At 73.6% G+C, this 19,490-nt stretch carries 18 protein-coding genes; 9 read left to right on the top strand and 9 right to left on the bottom strand.

Annotation, left to right across the window (positions count from 1 at the left end; all coding sequences use genetic code 11):
- Positions 1-10 precede the first annotated feature (10 nt).
- Positions 11-487 carry a ribose-5-phosphate isomerase gene (locus AB0C78_RS33575; protein ID WP_360755848.1) on the top strand — a complete coding sequence of 159 codons (477 nt, stop codon included), beginning with the start codon at positions 11-13 and terminating at the stop codon, positions 485-487.
- A gap of 40 nt (positions 488-527) precedes the next feature.
- On the opposite strand, the gene AB0C78_RS33570 is transcribed toward AB0C78_RS33575, so the two are convergent.
- A complete protein-coding gene (locus AB0C78_RS33570; protein WP_360755845.1) occupies positions 528-755 on the bottom strand; it encodes a hypothetical protein in 228 nt (75 codons plus the stop codon).
- 140 nt (positions 756-895) lie between these two features.
- On the opposite strand from AB0C78_RS33570, the gene AB0C78_RS33565 reads away from it, so the two are divergent.
- Positions 896-2,014 carry a PP2C family protein-serine/threonine phosphatase gene (locus AB0C78_RS33565; protein ID WP_151545213.1) on the top strand — a complete coding sequence of 373 codons (1,119 nt, stop codon included), beginning with the start codon at positions 896-898 and terminating at the stop codon, positions 2,012-2,014.
- Positions 2,015-2,057: 43 nt separating this feature from the next.
- Here the strand turns inward: AB0C78_RS33565 and AB0C78_RS33560 are convergent, their stop codons facing one another.
- A complete protein-coding gene (locus AB0C78_RS33560) occupies positions 2,058-3,332 on the bottom strand; it encodes a serine/threonine-protein kinase (RefSeq protein WP_360755842.1) in 1,275 nt (424 codons plus the stop codon).
- Between the two features lie 407 nt (positions 3,333-3,739).
- Here AB0C78_RS33560 and AB0C78_RS33555 point away from each other — a divergent pair, with 407 nt between their 5' ends.
- Positions 3,740-5,104 carry a HAMP domain-containing sensor histidine kinase gene (locus AB0C78_RS33555; protein WP_360755839.1) on the top strand — a complete coding sequence of 455 codons (1,365 nt, stop codon included), beginning with the start codon at positions 3,740-3,742 and terminating at the stop codon, positions 5,102-5,104.
- A gap of 28 nt (positions 5,105-5,132) precedes the next feature.
- Here AB0C78_RS33555 and AB0C78_RS33550 read toward each other — a convergent pair whose 3' ends face one another.
- Positions 5,133-6,557, bottom strand: a complete 1,425-nt coding sequence (locus AB0C78_RS33550; protein WP_360755837.1) for an amidase — start codon at positions 6,555-6,557, stop codon at positions 5,133-5,135.
- A gap of 74 nt (positions 6,558-6,631) precedes the next feature.
- Between AB0C78_RS33550 and AB0C78_RS33545 the strand changes: the two genes are divergently transcribed.
- Positions 6,632-8,155 carry a carboxyl transferase domain-containing protein gene (locus AB0C78_RS33545; protein ID WP_360755835.1) on the top strand — a complete coding sequence of 508 codons (1,524 nt, stop codon included), beginning with the start codon at positions 6,632-6,634 and terminating at the stop codon, positions 8,153-8,155.
- A 49-nt stretch (positions 8,156-8,204) separates the two neighbouring features.
- A complete protein-coding gene (locus AB0C78_RS33540; protein WP_360755832.1) occupies positions 8,205-8,906 on the top strand; it encodes a type 1 glutamine amidotransferase in 702 nt (233 codons plus the stop codon).
- A 6-nt stretch (positions 8,907-8,912) separates the two neighbouring features.
- On the opposite strand, the gene AB0C78_RS33535 is transcribed toward AB0C78_RS33540, so the two are convergent.
- The 3 genes from AB0C78_RS33535 to AB0C78_RS33525 form a co-directional block, all read right to left on the bottom strand.
- Positions 8,913-9,200, bottom strand: a complete 288-nt coding sequence (locus tag AB0C78_RS33535; RefSeq protein ID WP_360755829.1) for a hypothetical protein — start codon at positions 9,198-9,200, stop codon at positions 8,913-8,915.
- Positions 9,201-9,343: 143 nt separating this feature from the next.
- On the bottom strand, positions 9,344-10,036 hold the full coding sequence (locus tag AB0C78_RS33530; RefSeq protein WP_360755826.1) for a gamma-glutamyl-gamma-aminobutyrate hydrolase family protein: 693 nt from the start codon (positions 10,034-10,036) through the stop codon (positions 9,344-9,346).
- Positions 10,033-11,505, bottom strand: coding sequence for an aldehyde dehydrogenase family protein (locus AB0C78_RS33525; protein WP_360755823.1), 1,473 nt, complete (start codon positions 11,503-11,505; stop codon positions 10,033-10,035). Before AB0C78_RS33525 ends, AB0C78_RS33530 begins: the two co-directional genes overlap by 4 nt.
- 126 nt (positions 11,506-11,631) lie before the next feature.
- Between AB0C78_RS33525 and AB0C78_RS33520 the strand changes: the two genes are divergently transcribed.
- The 3 genes from AB0C78_RS33520 to AB0C78_RS33510 are packed head-to-tail and all read left to right on the top strand — an operon-like array spanning position 11,632 to position 14,851.
- On the top strand, positions 11,632-13,080 hold the full coding sequence (locus tag AB0C78_RS33520; protein ID WP_360755820.1) for an aldehyde dehydrogenase: 1,449 nt from the start codon (positions 11,632-11,634) through the stop codon (positions 13,078-13,080).
- Entirely contained in the window at positions 13,068-13,970 is a 903-nt protein-coding gene (locus tag AB0C78_RS33515; RefSeq protein WP_360755817.1) for a catechol 1,2-dioxygenase, read from the top strand. Before AB0C78_RS33520 ends, AB0C78_RS33515 begins: the two co-directional genes overlap by 13 nt.
- Positions 13,970-14,851 (top strand): fumarylacetoacetate hydrolase family protein, encoded by an 882-nt coding sequence (locus AB0C78_RS33510; protein ID WP_360755814.1) that lies wholly within the window; start codon positions 13,970-13,972, stop codon positions 14,849-14,851. The genes AB0C78_RS33515 and AB0C78_RS33510 overlap by 1 nt, the downstream gene beginning before the upstream one ends.
- A gap of 106 nt (positions 14,852-14,957) precedes the next feature.
- On the opposite strand, the gene AB0C78_RS33505 is transcribed toward AB0C78_RS33510, so the two are convergent.
- Positions 14,958-15,890 carry a TIGR03619 family F420-dependent LLM class oxidoreductase gene (locus AB0C78_RS33505; protein WP_360755812.1) on the bottom strand — a complete coding sequence of 311 codons (933 nt, stop codon included), beginning with the start codon at positions 15,888-15,890 and terminating at the stop codon, positions 14,958-14,960.
- A 180-nt stretch (positions 15,891-16,070) separates the two neighbouring features.
- On the bottom strand, positions 16,071-16,643 hold the full coding sequence (locus tag AB0C78_RS33500; protein WP_360755810.1) for a MarR family transcriptional regulator: 573 nt from the start codon (positions 16,641-16,643) through the stop codon (positions 16,071-16,073).
- 153 nt (positions 16,644-16,796) lie between these two features.
- Here AB0C78_RS33500 and AB0C78_RS33495 point away from each other — a divergent pair, with 153 nt between their 5' ends.
- The gene (locus AB0C78_RS33495) at positions 16,797-18,239 is read left to right on the top strand and encodes an APC family permease (RefSeq protein WP_360755807.1); all 1,443 of its coding nucleotides are present in this window, start codon (positions 16,797-16,799) and stop codon (positions 18,237-18,239) included.
- Between the two features lie 106 nt (positions 18,240-18,345).
- Here the strand turns inward: AB0C78_RS33495 and AB0C78_RS33490 are convergent, their stop codons facing one another.
- Positions 18,346-19,077: a phytanoyl-CoA dioxygenase family protein gene (locus AB0C78_RS33490; RefSeq protein WP_360755804.1), complete on the bottom strand. Its 732-nt coding sequence runs from the start codon at positions 19,075-19,077 to the stop codon at positions 18,346-18,348.
- Positions 19,078-19,490: the final 413 nt, after the last annotated feature.

Genomic DNA, 19,490 nt, shown 5'->3' with positions numbered 1-19,490 from the left:
AATCGGGCCCATGCGCGTGTTTCTGGGAACCGACCATGCCGGCTTCGAGCTCAAGGAGCACCTGGTCTCCTGGCTGAAGGCCAACGGGCACGAGCCCGTCGACTGCGGCGCGTTCGCGTACGACGCCGTGGACGACTACCCGCCGTTCGTGCTGCGGGCGGCGCAGCGGACGGCGGCGGAGCCCGGCACGCTCGGCATCGTCATCGGCGGTTCCGGCAACGGCGAGGCGATCGCGGCCAACAAGGTCAAGGGCGTGCGGGCCGCGCTGGTCTGGAACGAGGACACCGCGGCGCTCGCCCGCGAGCACAACGACGCCAACGTGATCAGCCTGGGCGCCCGGCAGCACGATGCGGACACCGCGACCCGGTTCGTCGAGCTGTTCCTGACCACGCCGTACTCCGGCGAGGAGCGGCACACCCGCCGGATCACCATGCTCGGCGACTACGAGCGGACCGGCGAGCTGCCGCCGCTGCCGGACGAGGGCTGACCTCCTCGAACACGCGTTCCCCCGCCCCGCGGGGCGGGGCCTAGAGGCCGTTCTCCGGGGCCTTCCGGGCGCCGCCGCGCTTGCCGAGGCGGCGCCGTTCGTTCTTCGCGGCCCGGGACCGCCTGGCCGGCTCGGCGCGCGGGGCCTCGCCGCGGTCGCCGGGCCCGCCTGCCGGCGCGGGCGCGTCGGCGCCGTCCGGCCATGGGCGCGAGACGTCCCGCGCCCGCATCGCCGCGGTCACGGTGATCCGCATTCCCGGCTGCCCCATATGCCGCCTCCCTCGCGTTCCCGAAACTCCGGTCCGAACGTGGTCTTACCCACAGAGAACGGAGCTGGACCGTTGCAACACGTCACCGGTCGCCCGGATGCCCGCCGGTCGTCGCGAATGCTCGATACAGTGCCCGGGACATGCTTCAACGACTGGTGCAGATGCTCCCGCCGCGGGTCCGCGCCTTCCTGCGCAGGATCCCGCCGCTGGTCGCCCTGTACCGGGCCATGCGGCAGGGGAGGCTGACCAGGGAGCGGTACGTCTTCGCCGTGCTCGCCGTGGCGGCGATCGCGATCGGCGTCGCGACGGCGGACGACACTCGCGGCCTCGCCCCGTCGGGCGCGCTGGTCCTCATCGTGCTGGGCGGTGGGCTGCTGCTGAAGGTCCGCAGCCTCATCGCGCTGCTGTGCGTCGTGGTCGCGATGGTGTCCTACGACGCCTGGCGGGACGTCGCGGCGATCGGCCCCGGCATCGTCGCGACGCTGACGATCACCGCGGTGCTCGCGCTGACCCTCGCCCGCACCCGCCAGCAGCTCGGCGTGCAGGGGCTGCGCGGCGACTCGATGCTGCTGGAGCTGCGCGACCGGCTGCGCCGCCAGGGCGAGATGCCCGAGCTGCCGGACGGCTGGGCGTCGCAGGTCGTCATGCTGCAGGCGGGCGGCTCGTCGTTCGGCGGCGACTTCGTGGTCTCCTCGCTGGAGGGCGACACGCTGGAGGTCGCGCTGGTCGACGTGTCGGGGAAGGGCACCGACGCCGGCACCCGGGCGCTGATGCTGTCGGGCGCTTTCGGGGGATTGCTTGGATCGCTCCAACCTGACCGGTTCCTGCCCGCCTGCAACGTCTACCTCCAGAAGCAGCGCTGGGACGAGGGGTTCGTCACCGCGGTGCACGTCGTCGTCGACCTGAAGACCGGCGAGTACACGGTCGGCTCGGCCGGGCACCCGCCCGCCGTCCAGTTCGACGCGGGCAGCGGCGCGTGGCAGGTCAGCCCGGCCAAGGGCGTCGTCCTCGGCGTCGTGCCCGACCTGCACTGCGTCCCCGAGCGCGGGACGCTGCGGCCCGGCGACGCGCTGATGCTCTACACCGACGGCCTGGTCGAGTCGCCCGGCAGCGACCTCGACGCCGGCATCGACCGGCTGCTCGGCGAGGCCGAACGGCTCGTCCCGCAGGGGTTCGGCACGGGCGCCCGCGAGCTGGTCGAGCGGATGGCGGCGGCCCGCGACGACGACTGCGCCCTCGTCCTCATCTGGCGCACGTAGACCGCCGCGCCCGGGCCTGTCTGGGCGGGTCAGCGCGTGCGGGTCAGTGTGACTTGCCCTTGCCCTTCCCCTTCGCGTGCTTCGCCTTGTGCTTCGGGGCCGGCTTCGGCGCCTGCGCCCGCGACGGCGCCCGCTTCGCCGGGCGGGTGACGGTCGCCCGCGCCTTCTTCGTCGCGTGGGCGGACGCCGTCGGCGACACCGGCGTCGACGCGTGCCCGTGCGGGTCGCCCTTGCCCTGCGTCAGCCCGAGGATGACCGCGCCGATCAGGACGGTGCCCGCGGCGGCCCCCGCCGCGGCGAGCACCCGGGTGCGGTTGATGGACAGCGTGCCCGCGATGCCGATCGGGTTGAACGCCCGCGTCTCGGTGGACGCGCCGTCCCCCTCCACGAGCGGGCGCGGCGGCGTTCCCCCGGACGGCGTCCCGGACGGCGTCCCGGCCGTCGGCGAGGGCGGCACCGCGGCGGCGGGCGCCCCATCCGGCGGGGCCGCCGGCCAGTCGCCCGCCTGCGGCTGCTCCACCAGCGTCAGCAGCAGGTCCGAGGCGCTCGGCCGGTCCGCCGGGTCGTGCGACAGCGCGGACCGGACGGCCGGCAGCAGCGGCTCCGGCAGCCCGGACAGGTCGGGCGCGGCGTCGGTGACCCGCAGCGCCGCCGGGTCGCCGCCGAACGGCATCCGCCCGGTGCCGGCGTGCGCGATCAGGCAGCCCCACGCGAAGATGTCGGCGGCCGGGGTCGCCGGGCCGCCGCGCAGCACCTCCGGCGCCATCCAGCCGGGCGTGCCGAGCACCTTCCCGGTCGCCGCGGTGACGCCGCCGGAGTCCTGGCTGCGCGCGATCCCGAAGTCGATGACGCGGCAGCCGGACAGCGTCAGCATCACGTTGGCGGGCTTGAGGTCGCGGTGCACCAGCCCCGCCGCGTGGATCGCCGCGAGCGCCGAGGCGACGCCGACCGCCACCCCGTGCAGGTCGGCGGGCGGCAGCGGCCCGCCGGAGCTGAGCCGCTGGTGCAGCGAGATCCCCCCGACGTAGTCGGTGACGAGGTAGGGCCGGCCGTCGTCCTCGCCGTGCGCGAGGACCCGCGCGGTGCAGAAGGAGGCGACCCGGCTCGCCAGGTACGCCTCGTCCTTGAACCGCCGGCGGTACGACTCGTCCCCGGCGAGGTGCGGGTGGATGGTCTTCACCGCGACACGCCCGCCGGACACCGGGTCGGTGCCGAGATACACGGTGCCCATGCCGCCCGAGCCGAGGCGGCCGAGCAGCGTGTGCCCGCCGACCGTGCGCGGGTCGGCCGGCTCGAGCGGCCGAATGTCTCCGTCCATGGCGGTGTTCCCGACTCCCTTGCGTCTCCTGCGTCCATCCATCCCCGTTCAACGGGAGATTATGGCGCGTTCCCCCAGGAAGAACTGGAAACGTGATCGTCACGTCGATGTAGCGTCCAGTCCACAGGGGACGGGCAGAGTGGGACTCGTTCGACAGCGAGCCCGATCCCGTCGGAAATCCTCCTCGGCGCGCGGGCGGAGGGCGAGCTGGCGGCACCGAAGGCGATGCCCGCGCGGGCGGCACCCCAGGGGTGGGAGGCGCCGTCCGCGCGGGCATCGGCCACCCGCGCGGCGCGAGGTTTCACCGGGCAACGGCCCGGTAACAACCAGTTCTGCGCACTCCTCCCGGGCGCTGGGACGCGGCGCCGTGCCGGCGTCCGCGTGACGGGGAGGGGGAGAGCGCGGGGGTGCGGGTTCCCTGGAAGAGGCTGTCGCCCTCCTGCTGGTCGGTGCGGGCCCGGGTGACCGCCGCCGCGACCCTGATGGTCGGCCTCGTCCTGGTGGCCGGCGTCGTCGTGTTCTACACGCTCGTCCAGCGCACCGTGTACGGCGGGCTGCACCAGCGCGGCGACCTGGTCGTCGGCGACCTCGCCACGCTCGTCCGCGAGACCGATCCGCACGGCCTGCTGCGGCCCAAGGACCCCGACTTCACGATCCTGCAGGTGCAGGACGACCAGGGCCACGTGCTCGCCTACAGCGACGCGCTGCGCGGGCGCGGGCCGGTGAAGGCGCCGCGTCCGCGGATCGCGGACCGCCCCGAGGACCACGTCATCCACGTGAACCGCTTCGACGTCGACATCTACATGGTCGGGGAGCGGATCCGGACCTCGTTCGGGTTCCGGACCATCTACGCCGGGGCGCCGCTCACCGAGCTGACGCGCAACAAGGGCGCGTTCATCGGCCTGCTCATCGGGGCCGCGATCACCGGCACCGCGCTGGTGGCGTGGATCGTGGCGGGCGCGGTGCGGCGGGCGCTGCGGCCGGTGCGGAAGATGAGCGACGAGCTGGCGAACATCACCGGCGGCGAGCCGGGCCGGGTGAGCGTCCCGGATCCGTCCGACGAGGTGGCGGAGCTGGCGCAGTCGGTGAACCTGACGCTGCACCGGCTCGAGGCCCTGCTCGACCGGCAGCGCGCGTTCGTCGGGGACGTCTCGCACGAGCTGCGCAGCCCGCTGACCGGGCTGCGGACGCAGCTGGAGCTGGCGCTGCAGCACCCGGAGGACGAGGACTGGCCCGCGGTGGCGCGGGCGGCGCTCGCGGACGCCGACCGGCTGCAGGGCATCGTCTCGGACCTGCTGATCCTGGCGAAGCTGGGCGCGGGCGTGCACGTCGAGCGGGAGCGGGTCGACTTCGGCGCGCTGGTGCGGGCGGAGGCGTCGCGGCGGGACCGGCGGGTCCCGGTGGAGATCGACGCGGCGGAGGGCATCGCGGTCCGGGCGACGCCGGAGCAGCTGGTCAGGCTGCTGACGAACCTGCTGGACAACGCCGAGCGGCACGCCCGGTCGCGGATCTGGGTGACCGCGGCGCGGGACGGCCCGGACGCGGTGCTGGAGGTGCGCGACGACGGGTCGGGCATCCCGCCGGAGGACCGGGAGCGGATCTTCTGGCGGTTCCAACGGCTGGCCGAGGGACGGCGCCGCGACAAGGGCGGCACCGGCCTCGGCCTGACCATTTCCCGCGACATCGCCCGCGCGCACGGCGGGACGCTGGTGGCCGCCGACGGCGACGGCGGCGCGCGGTTCGTCCTGCGGATCCCGGCGGAGGACGACTAGCCGCCCCGCCGGGCCGGTGCGGGGGGCGTCAGGCGAGCGGCGGGTGGCGCCGGGCGTGCCCGGTGGCCTGCTCGAACGCGTGCCCGATCCGCAGGACGGCGAGGTCGGCGTGGTGCGGGCCGACGATCTGCAGCCCGACGGGCAGCCCGCCGGAGGTGAACCCGGCGGGCACCGACAGCGCGGGCGAGCCGGTCGCCGAGATCAGGAAGCACGACCGCATCCACTCCAGGTAGTCGGGCATGGCGTGCCCGGCGACCTCGTCCGGGTACTCCAGGTCCGCGTCGAACGGCGGCACCTGGCTGACCGGCAGGAGCAGCGCGTCGTAGCGGCCGAAGAACTCCCGGACGCGGTGGAACAGCGCGGTGTGCAGCACCTCGGCGCGCCCGACGTCGGCGGCGGTGAGGGCGCGGCCCTCCTCGATGTTGTGGACCAGGGACGCCTTGAAGTCGGCGCGGCGCTCGTCCAGCAGCGCGCCGAGGACGATGTCCCAGTGCCAGGCGCGCAGCGTCCGGAACACCTCGTCGGCGCCGGTCAGGTCGGGGCACGCCTCCTCGACGACGCAGCCGAGGCCGGTGAAGGCCTTCACGGCCGGTTCGAGGACGGCGGTGACGGCCGGGTCGACCGGGACCGTGCCGCCGAGGTCGGGCGACCACGCGAGCCGCACGCCCGACATGTCCCGTTCGAGGGGGACGTCGAACGCGGCGCCGGGCGTCTCCAGCGCGATGGGGCTGCGCGGGTCCGGGCCGGCGAGCACCGACAGCAGCAGCGCCGCGTCCGCGACCGACCGGGCCATCGGCCCCTGCACGCCCATCGTCGACCAGCCCGCCGCGGCCGGCCACGACGGCACCCGGCCGGGCGACGGCCGGAACCCGACGACGTTGCAGAACGACGCGGGGTTGCGCAGCGAGCCGCCCATGTCGCTGCCGTCGGCGAGCGGATGCATCCCGCACGCGAGCGCCGCCGCCGCGCCGCCGCTGCTGCCGCCCGCCGACCGCGACGGGTCGTAGGGGTTGCGGGTCAGCCCGAACAGCGGGTTGAAGGTGTGCGACCCGGCCGCGAACTCCGGCACGTTCGTCTTGCCGAGCGTGATGACGCCGGCCGCCCGCATCCGCTCGACGACCAGCTCGTCGGTGTCCGGGACGTGGTCGGCGAAGATCGGCGAGCCGGACGTCGTGCGGATCCCGGCGGTGGCGTGGGTGTCCTTGTGCGCGACGGGCAGCCCGTGCAGCGGCCCGACGTCCGCGCCGGACGCGAGCCGCTCGTCGGCGGCGCGGGCCTCGTCCGCCGCCCGCTCGGCCGCGAGCGTCACGATGGCGTTGACGTGCGGGTTCGTCCGTTCGATCTGGTCGAGGTGGGCCTGCAGGACCTCCCGCGCGGACAGGTCGCGGTCGCGGAGGCGGCGGGCGAGGTCGCGGGCGGAGGAGAAGCAGATCTCGTCGGCTTCGGGGGGCAACGGCGTTTCCCTTCCCTGAGCTGTGTGCGCTCCCAGTGTCCACCCCGGGTGACCGCCCGGCCGCGTTCGCGGTCATGATTCTGGGAAGGCGGTCATCATCCTGGAGGCTCAGGGGAGGTGCGGTGACGGGACGGGTCGGCGCTCGGGAACTGCTGCGGCGCGTGCTCGATGCGGACGGCTGGACGTCCTGGGACGTCCCGCCCACCGGGGAGCCCGCGCCCGGCACGCCGTACGGCGACGACCTCGCCGCCGCCCGCGAGCGCGCCGGCACCGACGAGGCGGTCGTGACCGGGGAGGGGCGGCTGCGGGGCCGCCGGGTCGCGTTCGTCGTATCGGAGTTCCGGTTCCTGGCCGGGTCGATCGGGTCGGCGACCGCGGACCGGATCGTCGCGGCCGTCGAGCGCGCCACCGCCGAGCGGCTGCCGCTGCTCGCCGCGCCGTCCTCGGGCGGGACGCGGATGCAGGAGGGGACCGCCGCGTTCGTGCAGATGGCCCGCATCACCGCGGCCGTGATGGCGCACCGCGCCGCCGGGCTGCCCTACCTCGTCTACCTGCGGCATCCGACGACGGGCGGCGTGTTCGCGTCGTGGGGGTCGCTCGGGCACGTGACGGCCGCCGAGCCCGGCGCGCTGATCGGGTTCCTGGGGCCGCGCGTCTACGAGGGCCTGTACGGGGAGCCGTTCCCGCCCGGCGTCCAGGTCGCCGAGAACCTGGCGGCCAAGGGGCTCGTGGACGCGGTCGTGGGTCTCGACGACCTCGCGGAGGTGGCGTCGCGGGCCCTGTCCGTCCTGTGCGCGCGCCCGCCGCAGGACGGAGCGCCGGCGCCTGCCGGAGAGCCCGCCGGGGACGGCGACGCGTGGGAGTCGATCGAGCGGTCCCGCCGGCCGGACCGTCCCGGCGTGCGGGAACTGCTCCGGTACGGCGCCGTCGACGTCACGCCACTGTCGGGCACCGGGCAGGGCGAGGCCGGGCGGGGGCTGACGCTCGCGCTGGCCCGGTTCGGCGGCGCGCCGTGCGTGCTCGTCGGGCAGGACCGGCACAGCCAGCGCGCCGGGCACCCGCTCGGCCCGGACGGCCTGCGCGTGGCGCGGCGCGGCATGGGGCTGGCCGCCGAACTCGGGCTCCCGCTCGTCACCGTGGTGGACACGCCGGGCGCGGTGCTGTCGGCCGAGGCGGAGGAGGGCGGGCTCGCGGGCGAGATCGCCCGCTGCCTCGCCGACCTGATGACGCTCGCGGCGCCGACGCTGTGCCTGCTGATGGGCGAGGGGACGGGCGGCGCCGCGCTGGCGCTGCTGCCCGCCGACCGGGTGCTCGCGGCCCGGCACGGCTGGCTCGCGCCGCTGCCGCCCGAGGGCGCCTCGGTGATCGTCCACCGGACGCCGTCGCGGGCCGCCGAGATGGCCGCGGCCCAGGGCGTCCGGTCGGCCGACCTGCTGCGCGACGGCCTGGTCGACGCCGTGGTCGACGAGCGTCCCGACGCCGCCGACGAGCCGGAGGAGTTCTGCCGGCGGGCCGCCGCCGCGATCGAGCGGGAGCTGTCCGGGCTCGTCGCGGGCACCGCCGCGTCCCGGCAGGCCCGCTACCGGCCGTCCCGTTGACCCCATTTCATTTGGGTACGTACGATTTGCGGGACGGCAAGGAGGTCCCGTGCGCGCCCTGCTCATCCAGCACGACCACGTCTCGCCCGCCGGCCCGGTCACCGACCGGCTCGCCGCGCGCGGCTACGACGTCGAGGAACTGACGGTCGTGCCCGCCGAACGGCACCGCACGCCGGACGTGCGCGTGGAGTACCCCGACCCCCTCGACTGGGACCTCATCGTTCCCATGGGCGCGCCGTGGTCGGTGAACGATCCCGGCGTCGCGTCCTGGGTCGTCCCGGAACTGGCGATGCTCGCCAAGGCGCACGCCGCCGGCCTGCCGCTGCTGGGCGTCTGCTTCGGCGGCCAGGCCCTCGCCGCCGCGCTCGGCGGCCGCGTCGAGCGCGCGCCCCGTCCCGAGATGGGCTGGGTGGAGGTGCGGACCGACGACCCGTCGCTCGTCGGCCCGGGCCCGTGGTTCCAGTTCCACTACGACCGCTGGGTCCTGCCGCCCGGCGCCGTGGAGATCGCCCGCAGCGAGGTCTGCTCGCAGGCGTTCGTGCTCGGCCGCACGATGGCGCTGCAGTTCCATCCCGAGATCACCGTTGCCGAGTTCGATCTCTGGCTGGCCTACGGCGGTGACGCGGAGATGCGCGCCGCGGGCGCCGACCCGGCCGCGATCATGGCCGAGCTGCGCCGCACCGAGGCCGCCTCGATCGCCCGCACGACCGCCCTCCTCGACTCCTACCTCGCCCGCGTGGCCACCGCCTGAGCCGGCTCAGTGGCGCGGGTCCTGCCCGGCGTGGGGCGCCTCGTCCTCGTCGGGGTCGTCGTCCAAATACTGAAGGGTCTCGGCTGAGGTGCGGCGGCGGTGCCATGGTCGGGTGCGCGGCAGGTGGCGGGTGCCCCGGCGGCGCCGCGGGACGGACGAGGCCAGGATCGCGGCGAGCGCGGCCAGGGCGGCGAGCGCCACGAGGCTCCACGCGACGAGCCTGTGGGCCTTGCAGTTCCGTGCGGAGACCAGGTCCGGGACGGCCGGGCGGCCGGGCTCGGTGTTGTCCGGCATGTCGATCGCTTTCCTGTCCTGAGGGATCCCCCTGACACCCTCTTTGGCAACAGCATGTCATGAGACGACCACGCTGCGCATCGGGGTGAACCCTTACAGGGGCCCGGCGTGCGGAGCGTCACACCGGGCGTTCCCCGCGGTGGTCAGGGCCGCGCGGACGCCTGGACCAGTGCGGTGAACAGGGCCTGCTGCGCCGGGTCGGACGCCGCGGTGTCCTCGGGGTGCCATTGGACGGCGAGGAACCAGCCGCGCGGGTCGGCGAGCTCGGCGGCCTCGATCGTGCCATCGGCGGCGCGTGCGGTCGGGGTGAGTCCGGTGGCGAGGGTCGCGACGGCCTGGTGGTGGTAGCAGGACGCGGTGATCCGATCGGTCTCCAGGACCTTGGCGAGCAGCGTGCCGGGGGTGACCTCCACCGGGTGGACCTTGTGCCGGTGGTCGGGGTTAATGTGCTGGTCGAGGGTGCCGCCGAGGACGGCGTTCACGACCTGGAGGCCGCGGCAGACGGCGAGGGTGGGCAGGCCGGTCTCCAGGGCGCGGGCGGCGACGGCGAGGTCGAACTCGTCCTGCGCGTCGTCCACGTCGTAGAGGGCCTCGTGCTCGGTGGCGTCGCCGTAGTGGCGCGGGTGCAGGTCGCCGCCGCCCGGCAGCAGCAGGCCGTCGCAGCGGTCCAGGCGGGACGGGTCGAACGGTGCGGCGGGATGCATGACGAACGGTTCGCCTCCCGCGCGGTAGACGGCCTCCACGAGGGCTCGGGCGGCCACCTCCGCCTTGTAGCGCAGGGCGGACGCGCTCGCCGAGAAGCGGGCGGGCAGGGCGATGAGGGGGCGGTGCGTCACAGTTCGATCCAGGTCGTCTTGAGATCGGTGTACTTGTCGAGGGCGTGCAGGGACTTGTCGCGGCCGTGCCCGGACTGCTTCACGCCGCCGAACGGGACGCTCATGTCGCCCTCCTCGTAGCAGTTGACCCAGACCGTCCCGGCGCGCAGTGCGCGGGACACGCGGTGCGCGGTGGACAGGTCGGACGTCCAGACGGCGGCGGCGAGGCCGTGGTCGGTGCCGTTGGCCAGCGCGATCGCCTCGTCCAGGCCGTCGAACTCCAGGACGGCGAGGACGGGCCCGAAGACCTCCTCGCGGGCGATCGGCATGTCCGGCGTGACCTGGTCGAAGACGGTGGGGGAGAGGTACGGGCCGTCCGCGCGGCCGCCGGTGCGCAGCCGGGCGCCGGACGCGCGGGCGGCGTCGACGTGGCCGAGGACGCGGGCGTGGTGCGCGGCGGAGACCAGCGGCCCCATCTCGGTGGCGGGGTCGAGCGGGTCGCCGACGCGCAGGGACTCGGCGCGGGCGACGACGCGGTCCACGACGCGGGCGGCGATCGAGCGGTGCACGAGCAGCCGCGACGGCGCGGTGCACATCTCGCCCGCGTTGAAGAAGATCCCCCACGCGGCGGTGTCGGCGGCGGCGTCGAGGTCGGGCGCGTCGGGAAGGATGATGTTCGGCGACTTGCCGCCGAGTTCGAGCCAGACGCGCTTGAGGTTGGACGCGGCGGCGTAGCGCAGGAAGTGGCGGCCGACCTCGGTGGAGCCGGTGAAGGCGAGGACGTCCACGTCCGGGTGCTCGCCGAGCGCGCGCCCGGCGACCTCGCCGGGCCCGTTGACGACGTTGAACGCGCCGGGCGGCAGGCCCGCCTCGGCGGCGAGCGCGGCGAGGTGCAGCGCGGACAGCGGCGACTCCTCGGCGGGCTTCAGCACGACCGTGCAGCCGGCGGCGAGCGCCGGGGCGATCTTCCATGCCGCCATCGTCAGCGGGAAGTTCCACGGGACGACGGCCGCGACGACGCCGGCGGGCTCGCGGGTCACCAGCGCCAGCGAGCCCTGCGCGGTGCGGGGCGCCTCGTCCAGCTGCTTGTCGGCGGCCTCGGCGTACCAGCGCAGGCAGCCGGCGATCGCACGCAGCTCGATCCCGTACGCCTCGGTGATCGGCTTGCCCATCTCGAGGCTGATCAGCAGCGCGAGCGTCTCGCGGTCGCGTTCGACCAGGCCGGCCCAGCGCAGGAGTGCGGCCTTGCGCTCGGCGGGGGCGAGGCGGGGCCAGGGGCCGGTGTCGAAGGCGCGGCGGGCGGCGGCGACCGCGTCGTCCACCTCGGCGGTCCCGGCGGACGCGACGCGGGCGATGGCAGCGCCGTCGCGCGGCGAGACCACCGGGACGGTCGCGCCGCCGTCCCGGAACGCGCCGTCGATGTGGTGGCCGGTGTGCGGGGCGAGCACGGCGGCCCGGTCGAGCCACTCCCGGTACGGGACGTCGGTCACGGATGGCCCTCCTGCGAGCACGGTCCTGCGAAAATCGTTTGGGACCGAACATTAACCCGGCCGGGTTGACCTCCGCCATCCCGGCTTCCTAGATTATTTGGGACCAAACAAACTGGAGGTGCAGCGATGGCAACAGTCGCCGGCGTCGCCGTCGAGCCCGGCCACTGGATCGGCGGCGAGCGGGTCGGCGCGGCGGACGCGTTCGAGGACGTCTCGCCGATCGGCGAGCGGCCGATCGCCGAGATCGCCCGGGGCGGCCCGGACGCGGTGGACACGGCGGTGGCCGCCGCCCGCGCCGCGTTCCCCGCCTGGTCCCGCACGTCGCGGGAGGAGCGGGCGCGGCTGCTGCACGCGATCGCCGACGGCGTCGACAAGCGCGTCGAGGAGCTCGCGCAGGTCGAGACCGCCGACAACGGCGCGCTGATCCGCTCGCACCGGCGCGGCGTGATGCCGCGCGTCGCGCACAACTTCCGGTTCTTCGCCGACTGGCTGCTGAACCTCGGGCACGACGACTTCGACACCCGCGGCCACGCCAACCACGTGAGCTGGGACCCGGCCGGCGTCTGCGCGCTCATCACCCCGTGGAACGCGCCGCTGATGCTGGCCACGTGGAAGATCGCGCCCGCGCTCGCGGCCGGGAACACCGTCGTGCTGAAGCCCGCCGAGTGGACGCCGCTGACCGCGTCGCTGCTGGCCGGCATCACCGCCGAGGCCGGGCTGCCGGACGGGGTGTTCAACGTCGTCCAGGGCTACGGCGCCGAGGTCGGCGGCCCGCTCACCGCGCATCCGGACGTCAGGCGGATCAGCTTCACCGGCTCGGTGCCGACCGCGAAGGCGATCGCCGCGGCCGCCGCGCCGAACCTGACGCCGCTGTCGCTGGAACTGGGCGGCAAGTCGCCGCTGCTGGTGTTCGCCGACGCCGACCTCGACCTGGCCGTCGACCTCGCCGTCGAGCAGTACGACAACGCGGGGCAGGTCTGCCTCGCCGCGACGCGGCTGCTCGTCGAGTCGTCCGTCGCCGAAGAGTTCACCGAGCGGTTCCTGGCGAAGGCCGCCGCGCTGAAACAGGGCGACCCGCGCGACGAGGCGACCGACATCGGCCCGCAGATCCACCGCCGCCACCTCGAACGCGTCGACGGGTTCGTGCGGCGCGCAAAGGACGCCGGCGCGCGCGCTCTCCTCGGCGGTGGGCCGAACGAGGAACTGGGCGGGCTCTACTACCGCCCCACACTGCTCACCGGGGCACCCGAAGGCGCCGAGATCCTCACCGAGGAGGTGTTCGGGCCGGTGCTGACGCTCCAGACGTTCGACACCGAAGAACAGGCCATCGCCATGGCCAACGGCACCCGGTTCGGCCTCGCCGCCACCCTCGCCACGGGCGACCCGGAGCGCGCGCGGCGCGTCACCTCGCGACTCGTCGCCGGGACCGTCTGGGTGAACTGCTTCTTCGTCCGCGACCTGCGCGCGCCGTTCGGCGGGGCCCGCGAATCCGGCATGGGACGCGAAGGCGGAGACTGGAGCTTCGACTTCTACTGCGACGTGAAGAACACGGTGACGGCCCCATGGGCGAGGTAGTCGGCGCGGGACTCCTCGCGCACGTCCCCACGATCGTCCTGCCCGAGGTCACCCGCCGCGAGCTCAACCACGGCGAGGACACCACGCTCGTCTCGGGTCTGAGGAACCTGCGCGCGGACGTCTTCGAACGCGACGACTACGACACCGTCGTCGTCCTCGACTCGCACTGGGCCACCACCGTCGAGTTCGTCACGACCGCGCAGGAGCGCCGCGCCGGGCTGTACACGTCCGAGGAGCTCCCGCGCGGCATGTGCCGGATGCCGTACGACTTTCCAGGCGACCCGGAGCTCGCGCGGGCGGTGGCGGGCTTCGCCGACAAGCACGGCACGTGGATCACCCCGATCGACGACCCGTACCTGCCGATCTTCTACGCCACCGTCAACCTGTGGACGCACCTCGGCGTGCGCGACGACCCGTACCTCGGCCTCCCCGGCAAGCGGTGGATGTCGATCGGGGTGTGCCAGACCGCCGACACCGAGGACTTCCTGCGCCTCGGCCGCGCCCTCGGCGACGCCGTCGCCGCGACCGACCGGCGCGTGCTGCTGATCGCGTCCGGCGCGCTGTCGCACACGTTCTGGCCGCTGCGGGCCATCCGCGACCACGAGGCGTCCGGCCCCGAGCACATCTTCACCCCCGAGGCGCGCGCCGCCGACGAGCAGCGGATCGCCTGGCTGCGCGACGGCGACCACGCCCGCGTGCTCGACACCATGCCGGACTTCCTCACCTTCAAGCCCGAGGCCCGCTTCGGCCACTACCTGATGATGATCGGCGCCCTCGGCGAGCACGCGTGCCGCGCCCCCGGACGCCTCTACAGCCGGTACGAGAACTCCGTCGGAACGGGCCAGGTGCACATCTGGTTCGACCGCCCCGAGAACGGATGGACCTCCTGATGCCCGACAGCGCCCGCCCAGGGGACGCCCCGCAGACCCGCGAGTACCGACGGATACTGCTGGACGGCGCCGCCACGCAGGTGATCCGGGACGGCGACGAGCTGGTGAGCGCGGACGGCCGCCGGGTGCGCGCCGCCGACGCCGTCCACCTGCCGCCCTGCGAGCCGTCCAAGGTGATCGCGGTGCACCTCAACCACCGCAGCCGGGTCGAGGAGTTCCAGACGAAGCTGCCGCCCGCGCCGACCTACTTCCACAAGCCGGTCTCGGCGCTGAACGCGCACGGCGGCGCCGTCGTCCGTCCGGAGCGCTGCGAGTACCTCAACTACGAGGGCGAGATCGCCATCGTCATCGGCCGGACGGCCCGCAACATCGCGCCCGCCGACGCGGGCGCGTACATCGCGGGGTACACCGTCGCCAACGACTACGGCCTGCACGACTTCCGCGACACCGACGCCGGGTCGATGCTGCGCGTCAAGGGCTCCGACACGCTGTGCCCGCTCGGCCCCGGGCTCGTCACCGGCTGGGACTTCCACGGCAAGTACCTGCGCACCTACGTCAACGGGGAGCTGGTGCAGGACGGCAACACCGACGAGATGGAGTGGGACATGCACTACCTCGTCGCCGACATCGCCCGCACCATCACGCTCTGCCCCGGGGACGTGCTGCTGTCCGGCACGCCGGCGAACTCGCGCCCCGTCCGGCCGGGCGACGTCGTGGAGGTCGAGGCCGAAGGGCTCGGACGCCTCCGCAACCACATCGTCGCCGGGCCCGTGCCGATCCGCGACGACTGCGGCGCGCAGCCGACCGCGTCCGAAGAGGTCGTCTCCACCGCGTTCGGCGGCGACTGGGAGTTCCGCGGGATCCGCAAACCGCGCCGCTGAAGGGTGGTCGGGGTGGTCCGGGCCTGCGCCGCGCGCGCAGGCCCGGACGTCTCTTCAGGGCGGCGTCTCTGTCGGGGCGGCGTCTCTGTCGGGGCGGCGGCGTTTTTCAGGCCAGCAGGGCCTCGGTGCGCTTGACGACCTCGCGGCAGAACGCGCCGACGCCGTCCGGGTCGTCGGTGAACTGCGACGGCTTGATGCAGAACGTCGTGAAGCCCTGCGCGAGCTGCTCCGGGATGCTCTCCAGGGCGGGCTCCAGCGGCGAGACGGAGTCGTCGTCGGGGAACACCGGGCGGCAGCCGCCGATCATCTCCAGGTTCGCCGCGTCCCGTCCCGCCGCCGCCATCCCGGCCCGCAGCCGCTCCAGCTCGTCCGGCGTCGGGCGGCCCAGCGGGTGGAAGCCGTGCCCGTACCGGACGAGCCGGTCGAGGAGCCGGGCGTGCAGGTGCTGCCCGCCGAACCACATCCGCGGGCCGTCGGGACGGTACGCGCGAGGCTCGAAGTACACGTCCTCGAACGCGAAGTGCCTCCCGCGGTAGGAGACGGGCGAGCCGCGCCACAGCAGGTCCCAGATCTCCAGTTGCTCGTCGAGGATCGCACCGCGCTCGGCGAACGGGACGCCGAGCGCGGCGTACTCGTCGCGGCTCCAGCTCACCGTCGGCTGCACGACCAGGCGCCCCTCCGACAGCAGGTCGAGCGTGCCGATGTCGCGGGCGAGGGCGAGCGGGTGCTTCAGCGGCGCGAGGACCGCCGCGGCCGCGAGCCGGATCCGGGTGGTGACGGACGCGATCGCGCCCAGCAGCATCAGCGAGCCGGGCCACGGGGTGAACGGGTCCTGGTTGCCGGGCAGCGCGTACTCGCGGGGATTGCCCATCACGCCGTCCGCGCCCGCGTCGGGGCCGAGCACGACGTGCTCGCTGACCATCACCGCGTCGAAGCCGGCGTCCTCGGCCTCGCGCGCCCAGCGGACGAGCACGGGCAGGTCGCGGCCGGTGGTCAGAGTCCAGTTCTCGCTGAGCACGAGCACGAAGCGGGGAGTCATGGGCGCATCGTAAGGGCCCAAACGATCGCGGGCAAGGGGCGCCGGCGCGCCGCGGGCCGGGGCGAGTACGGAGGCCGGTCGGGTGCGGGAGCTGGTCGGGTGCGGGAGCTGGTCGGGTGCGGAGGCCGGTCGGGTGGGGAGACTCCTCAGGCAGGGAGGCTCGTCGGGTGCGAGGGCTGGTCAGGTGCGGGGGCGGCGGCCCGAGCGGCGCGGCGGGAACGGCGACTCGGCCCGCAGCACCTCCCGGCGCGCGTCGCCCTCCTCCTCCAGGTGCTCGACCACGGAGCGCAGCGTCTGCGCCAGCGCGCGGTTCTCGTCCCCGCTCAGCCGCTCCACCACGAACGCCTCCTCGGCGTTGAACGCCGGGAACAGCCCGCGCATCAGCTCCTGCCCCTTGTCGGTCAGCCGCAGCAGGACGAGCCGCCCGTCCGTCGCGTGCGAGCCGCGCTCGATCAGCCCGCGCCCCTCCAGCGTCTTGACCACGCCGGTGAGCGTGCCCTTGGAGATGCCGGCCTCCTCGGCGACGTGCCGGGTCTCCATCTCGTTCCAGATCCACACGACCCACAGCACGACGAACGCCGTCCACGTCAGGTCCGCGCCGCGCAGCACCGAGCTCTCGAAGTGCTGCCGGATCGCGGCCGCGGCGCGGTAGATGTTCGAGACCGCCATCATCGCGTCGTGGCGCAGCGGCACGTCGCCGAGCCGCCGCTGGATCGCCTGCTCGGTCTCTTGCAGTGTGTGATGGCCGGTCACGCGCGTCCTCCCCGGGTGCGGCCCGGCGCCTTCGCGCGGGCCGACTGCGAATCTACCCTTGTCGGGGCTCGTTTGAGCCCGTACGATCCACGGCAGCGAAATCGTGCGGGCCCAAACGATCTAGGGCCCGCCGTCCCGGCACTGGAGCCGCACATGGCGATCCCCGAAGTCGTGTCCCCCTCGTCCTCCGGCACCGGACGCCGCCGCATCGGCGTCCCCGAGATCGTGTTCTTCGTCGTCGCCGCATCCGCGCCGCTGACCGTCGCCGCCGGCGGCCTGCCGACCTCCTTCGCCGTCACCGGCGTCGTCGGCATCCCGCTGCTGTACGTGATCCTCGCGGTGCTCCTCGCCGTCTTCACCGGCGGATACGCCGCGATGAGCCGTTCCATCACCAACGCCGGCGCCTTCTACGCCTACATCACCCACGGACTCGGCCGCGCCGCCGGCGTCGGCGCCGCCTTCGTCGCGCTCATCTCCTACAACACCATGCAGATCGGCCTGTACGGGCTGTTCGGCTTCACCACTGCCGACCTCCTGAAGGCCAAGACCGGCCTCGACCTGCCCTGGTGGACGGTCGCGCTGCTCGGCGTCGCCGTCGTCGCCGTCCTCGGATTCCGGCGCGTCGACCTCAACGCCCGCGTCCTCGGCGTGCTCCTCGCCGTCGAGTTCCTCACCGTCCTCGTCTTCGACCTCGCCCAGCTCGCGGACGCCCCGTCCGGCGTGTCCCTCGGCCCGCTCGGGTTCCACGCCGCGAGCGACGGCGCCGTCGGTGCCGCCTTCTGCTTCGCCATGGCCAGCTTCATGGGATTCGAGGCCGCCGCCCTCTACAGCGAGGAATGCCGCGACCCGCGCCGGACCATCAGCCGCGCCACCTACATCGCCGTCGCCGTCATCGGCGTCTTCTACGCGTTCACCGCCTGGGCGATGACCGTCGGCACCGGCACGGCCGGCATCATCGGACGCGCCCAGAAGGACGGGCCCGGCCTCGTCTTCGCCCTCGCCGCCGAGCACGTCGGGAAGCCGTTCGCCGACCTCGCCCAGCTCTTCCTCGTCACCAGCCTGTTCGCGGCGCTGCTGTCCTTCCATAACGCCGTGGCCCGCTACTTCTTCTCCCTCGGCCGCGAAGGCGTCCTGCCCGCCCCGCTGAGCCGTACCCACGACCGGCACGGCTCACCGCACATCGGATCGCTGACGCAGACCGTGCTCGCCGCGGTCGTGGTGGCGGTCTTCGCCTTCTCCGGCAAGGACCCCGTCCTCACCCTCTTCAACTGGTTCACCAACCTGGGCGCGCTCGGAGTCATCCTCCTGCTGGCCCTGACGTCCGCGGCCGTCGTGGCCTACTTCGCGCACGACCACCGCGGCGAGAACGCCTGGAACCGCCTCATCGCCCCCGCCGTCGCCTGCGCCGGGCTGGGCGCCGTCTTCGTCGCGAGCCTGCTCAACTTCGACGCGCTGCTCGGCGCCGAGAAGGGCTCCGCGCTCACGTGGGCGCTGCCGGGGCTCATCTTCGCCGCCGCCGTCCTGGGCGTGGCCTTCGCGCTCTACCTCCGCCTGAGCCGTCCCGCCTCCTACGCCCGCATCGGAACCTCGTCCTAGAAACCTGACTACTTGTCTCAACGCGTGGGCGCGGATGGCCGTCACCGCAGGCGCCAGAACCAACGCAGGTCGGCTGCCTTTCCTTTAAACCTCATGGCGGCCTCATTTATTGGGAGCGCCGAGAGATGGACTCATAGTCCAGCCATGCGTCCTGAAGGAACTCTTCGCGATGGCGTGCATGGTCGACACCGCTGAGCCGAAAATACAGCGCGCGGCGTGTCCGCTCGGACTCGTAGTTGCCGCCGATATTATGCCCGAGCAGATAATGCGCGAGCAGTAGATCGCCGGCGCGTCCAGTGATCTGCAAGGGCTCGGGAAGGTCGATCGGAGGGTAGGCACAGAACATCTGAGGGCCATGCCGGCGAAAATAGTCGGCGTGGGTCAGATGCGTCCCCGGCCAGACCCAAAGGTTGCCGGAGTTCTCGGCGAGCTGGTCGGTCATCAAAATCCCGGCCAGCATGGTGAAGGTGCCACGGACCGGCCCACCGGTCGGCTCGGCATTGGCCGCATCGATATGAGGCGCACCGGGCCGATGCGAGTACGGCGGGATGTTCAACGAGATCTGAACCTGGCCGGGAGTCTCCAACGTGCCGCGACCGGCCAGCTCCTCGGCGAGGCCGAATGCCGCGCTGCGCGTCAGGGGCGCGATCAGGGTCGGCTCGTCCTTCGTGTCGAGGAAGTAGAAGTGGGCCCCATGCTTGTCCCCGGCGGGCGGCTCGGCGGCGATGACCTCGTCGATCCGCTGGATCGCGCTGTTGAGGATGTCGCCGGTGACCACCTGCGGAACTACAAGGTAGCCGCGCTCGGCGAACTCATCGATCTGCGCATCGCTCAACATCCGGTCGACCATAGATAGTCCGGCTGGCGAGGTCGACCGAATATCCCTCGACGGGAGGGAGGTGGGGGGAGAGAGGGGGTGGGTGGGTGATGGTGTGTCTGGGGCTGGGGCTGGGGTTGGGGCTGGTCCGAGGAGGGTGCTGCGCGGATGTGGTTGAAGTGGGCGGTGCGAAGTTTTTTTGGAGGTCGGGTCAGGTGCGGCGGGCGCTGATCGGGCAACGATCTTCAGGGTGGTGCCGTGTGGTGTCGTGGGGATCTTCTGTGGAGTTCGGCGAAGGTGTTCGGGGATCTTGAATAAGGGTGTTTGAGGGCATCGGCGAGAGGGGTGTTCGGGTGGTGGGGTGGCGCTTGCGTACGGGGCCGCCCCTCCAAAGTCAAGGGCGCCTTCGGCGTCGCTTCGCGATGGACTTCGTC

It is taken from the genome of Actinomadura sp. NPDC048394, assembly GCF_040651755.1.
Taxonomy (GTDB): Bacteria; Actinomycetota; Actinomycetes; order Streptosporangiales; family Streptosporangiaceae; genus Spirillospora; species Spirillospora montaniterrae.
Note: the sequence above shows the minus strand (reverse complement) of the source record. Positions and strands in the feature narration are given on the sequence as shown.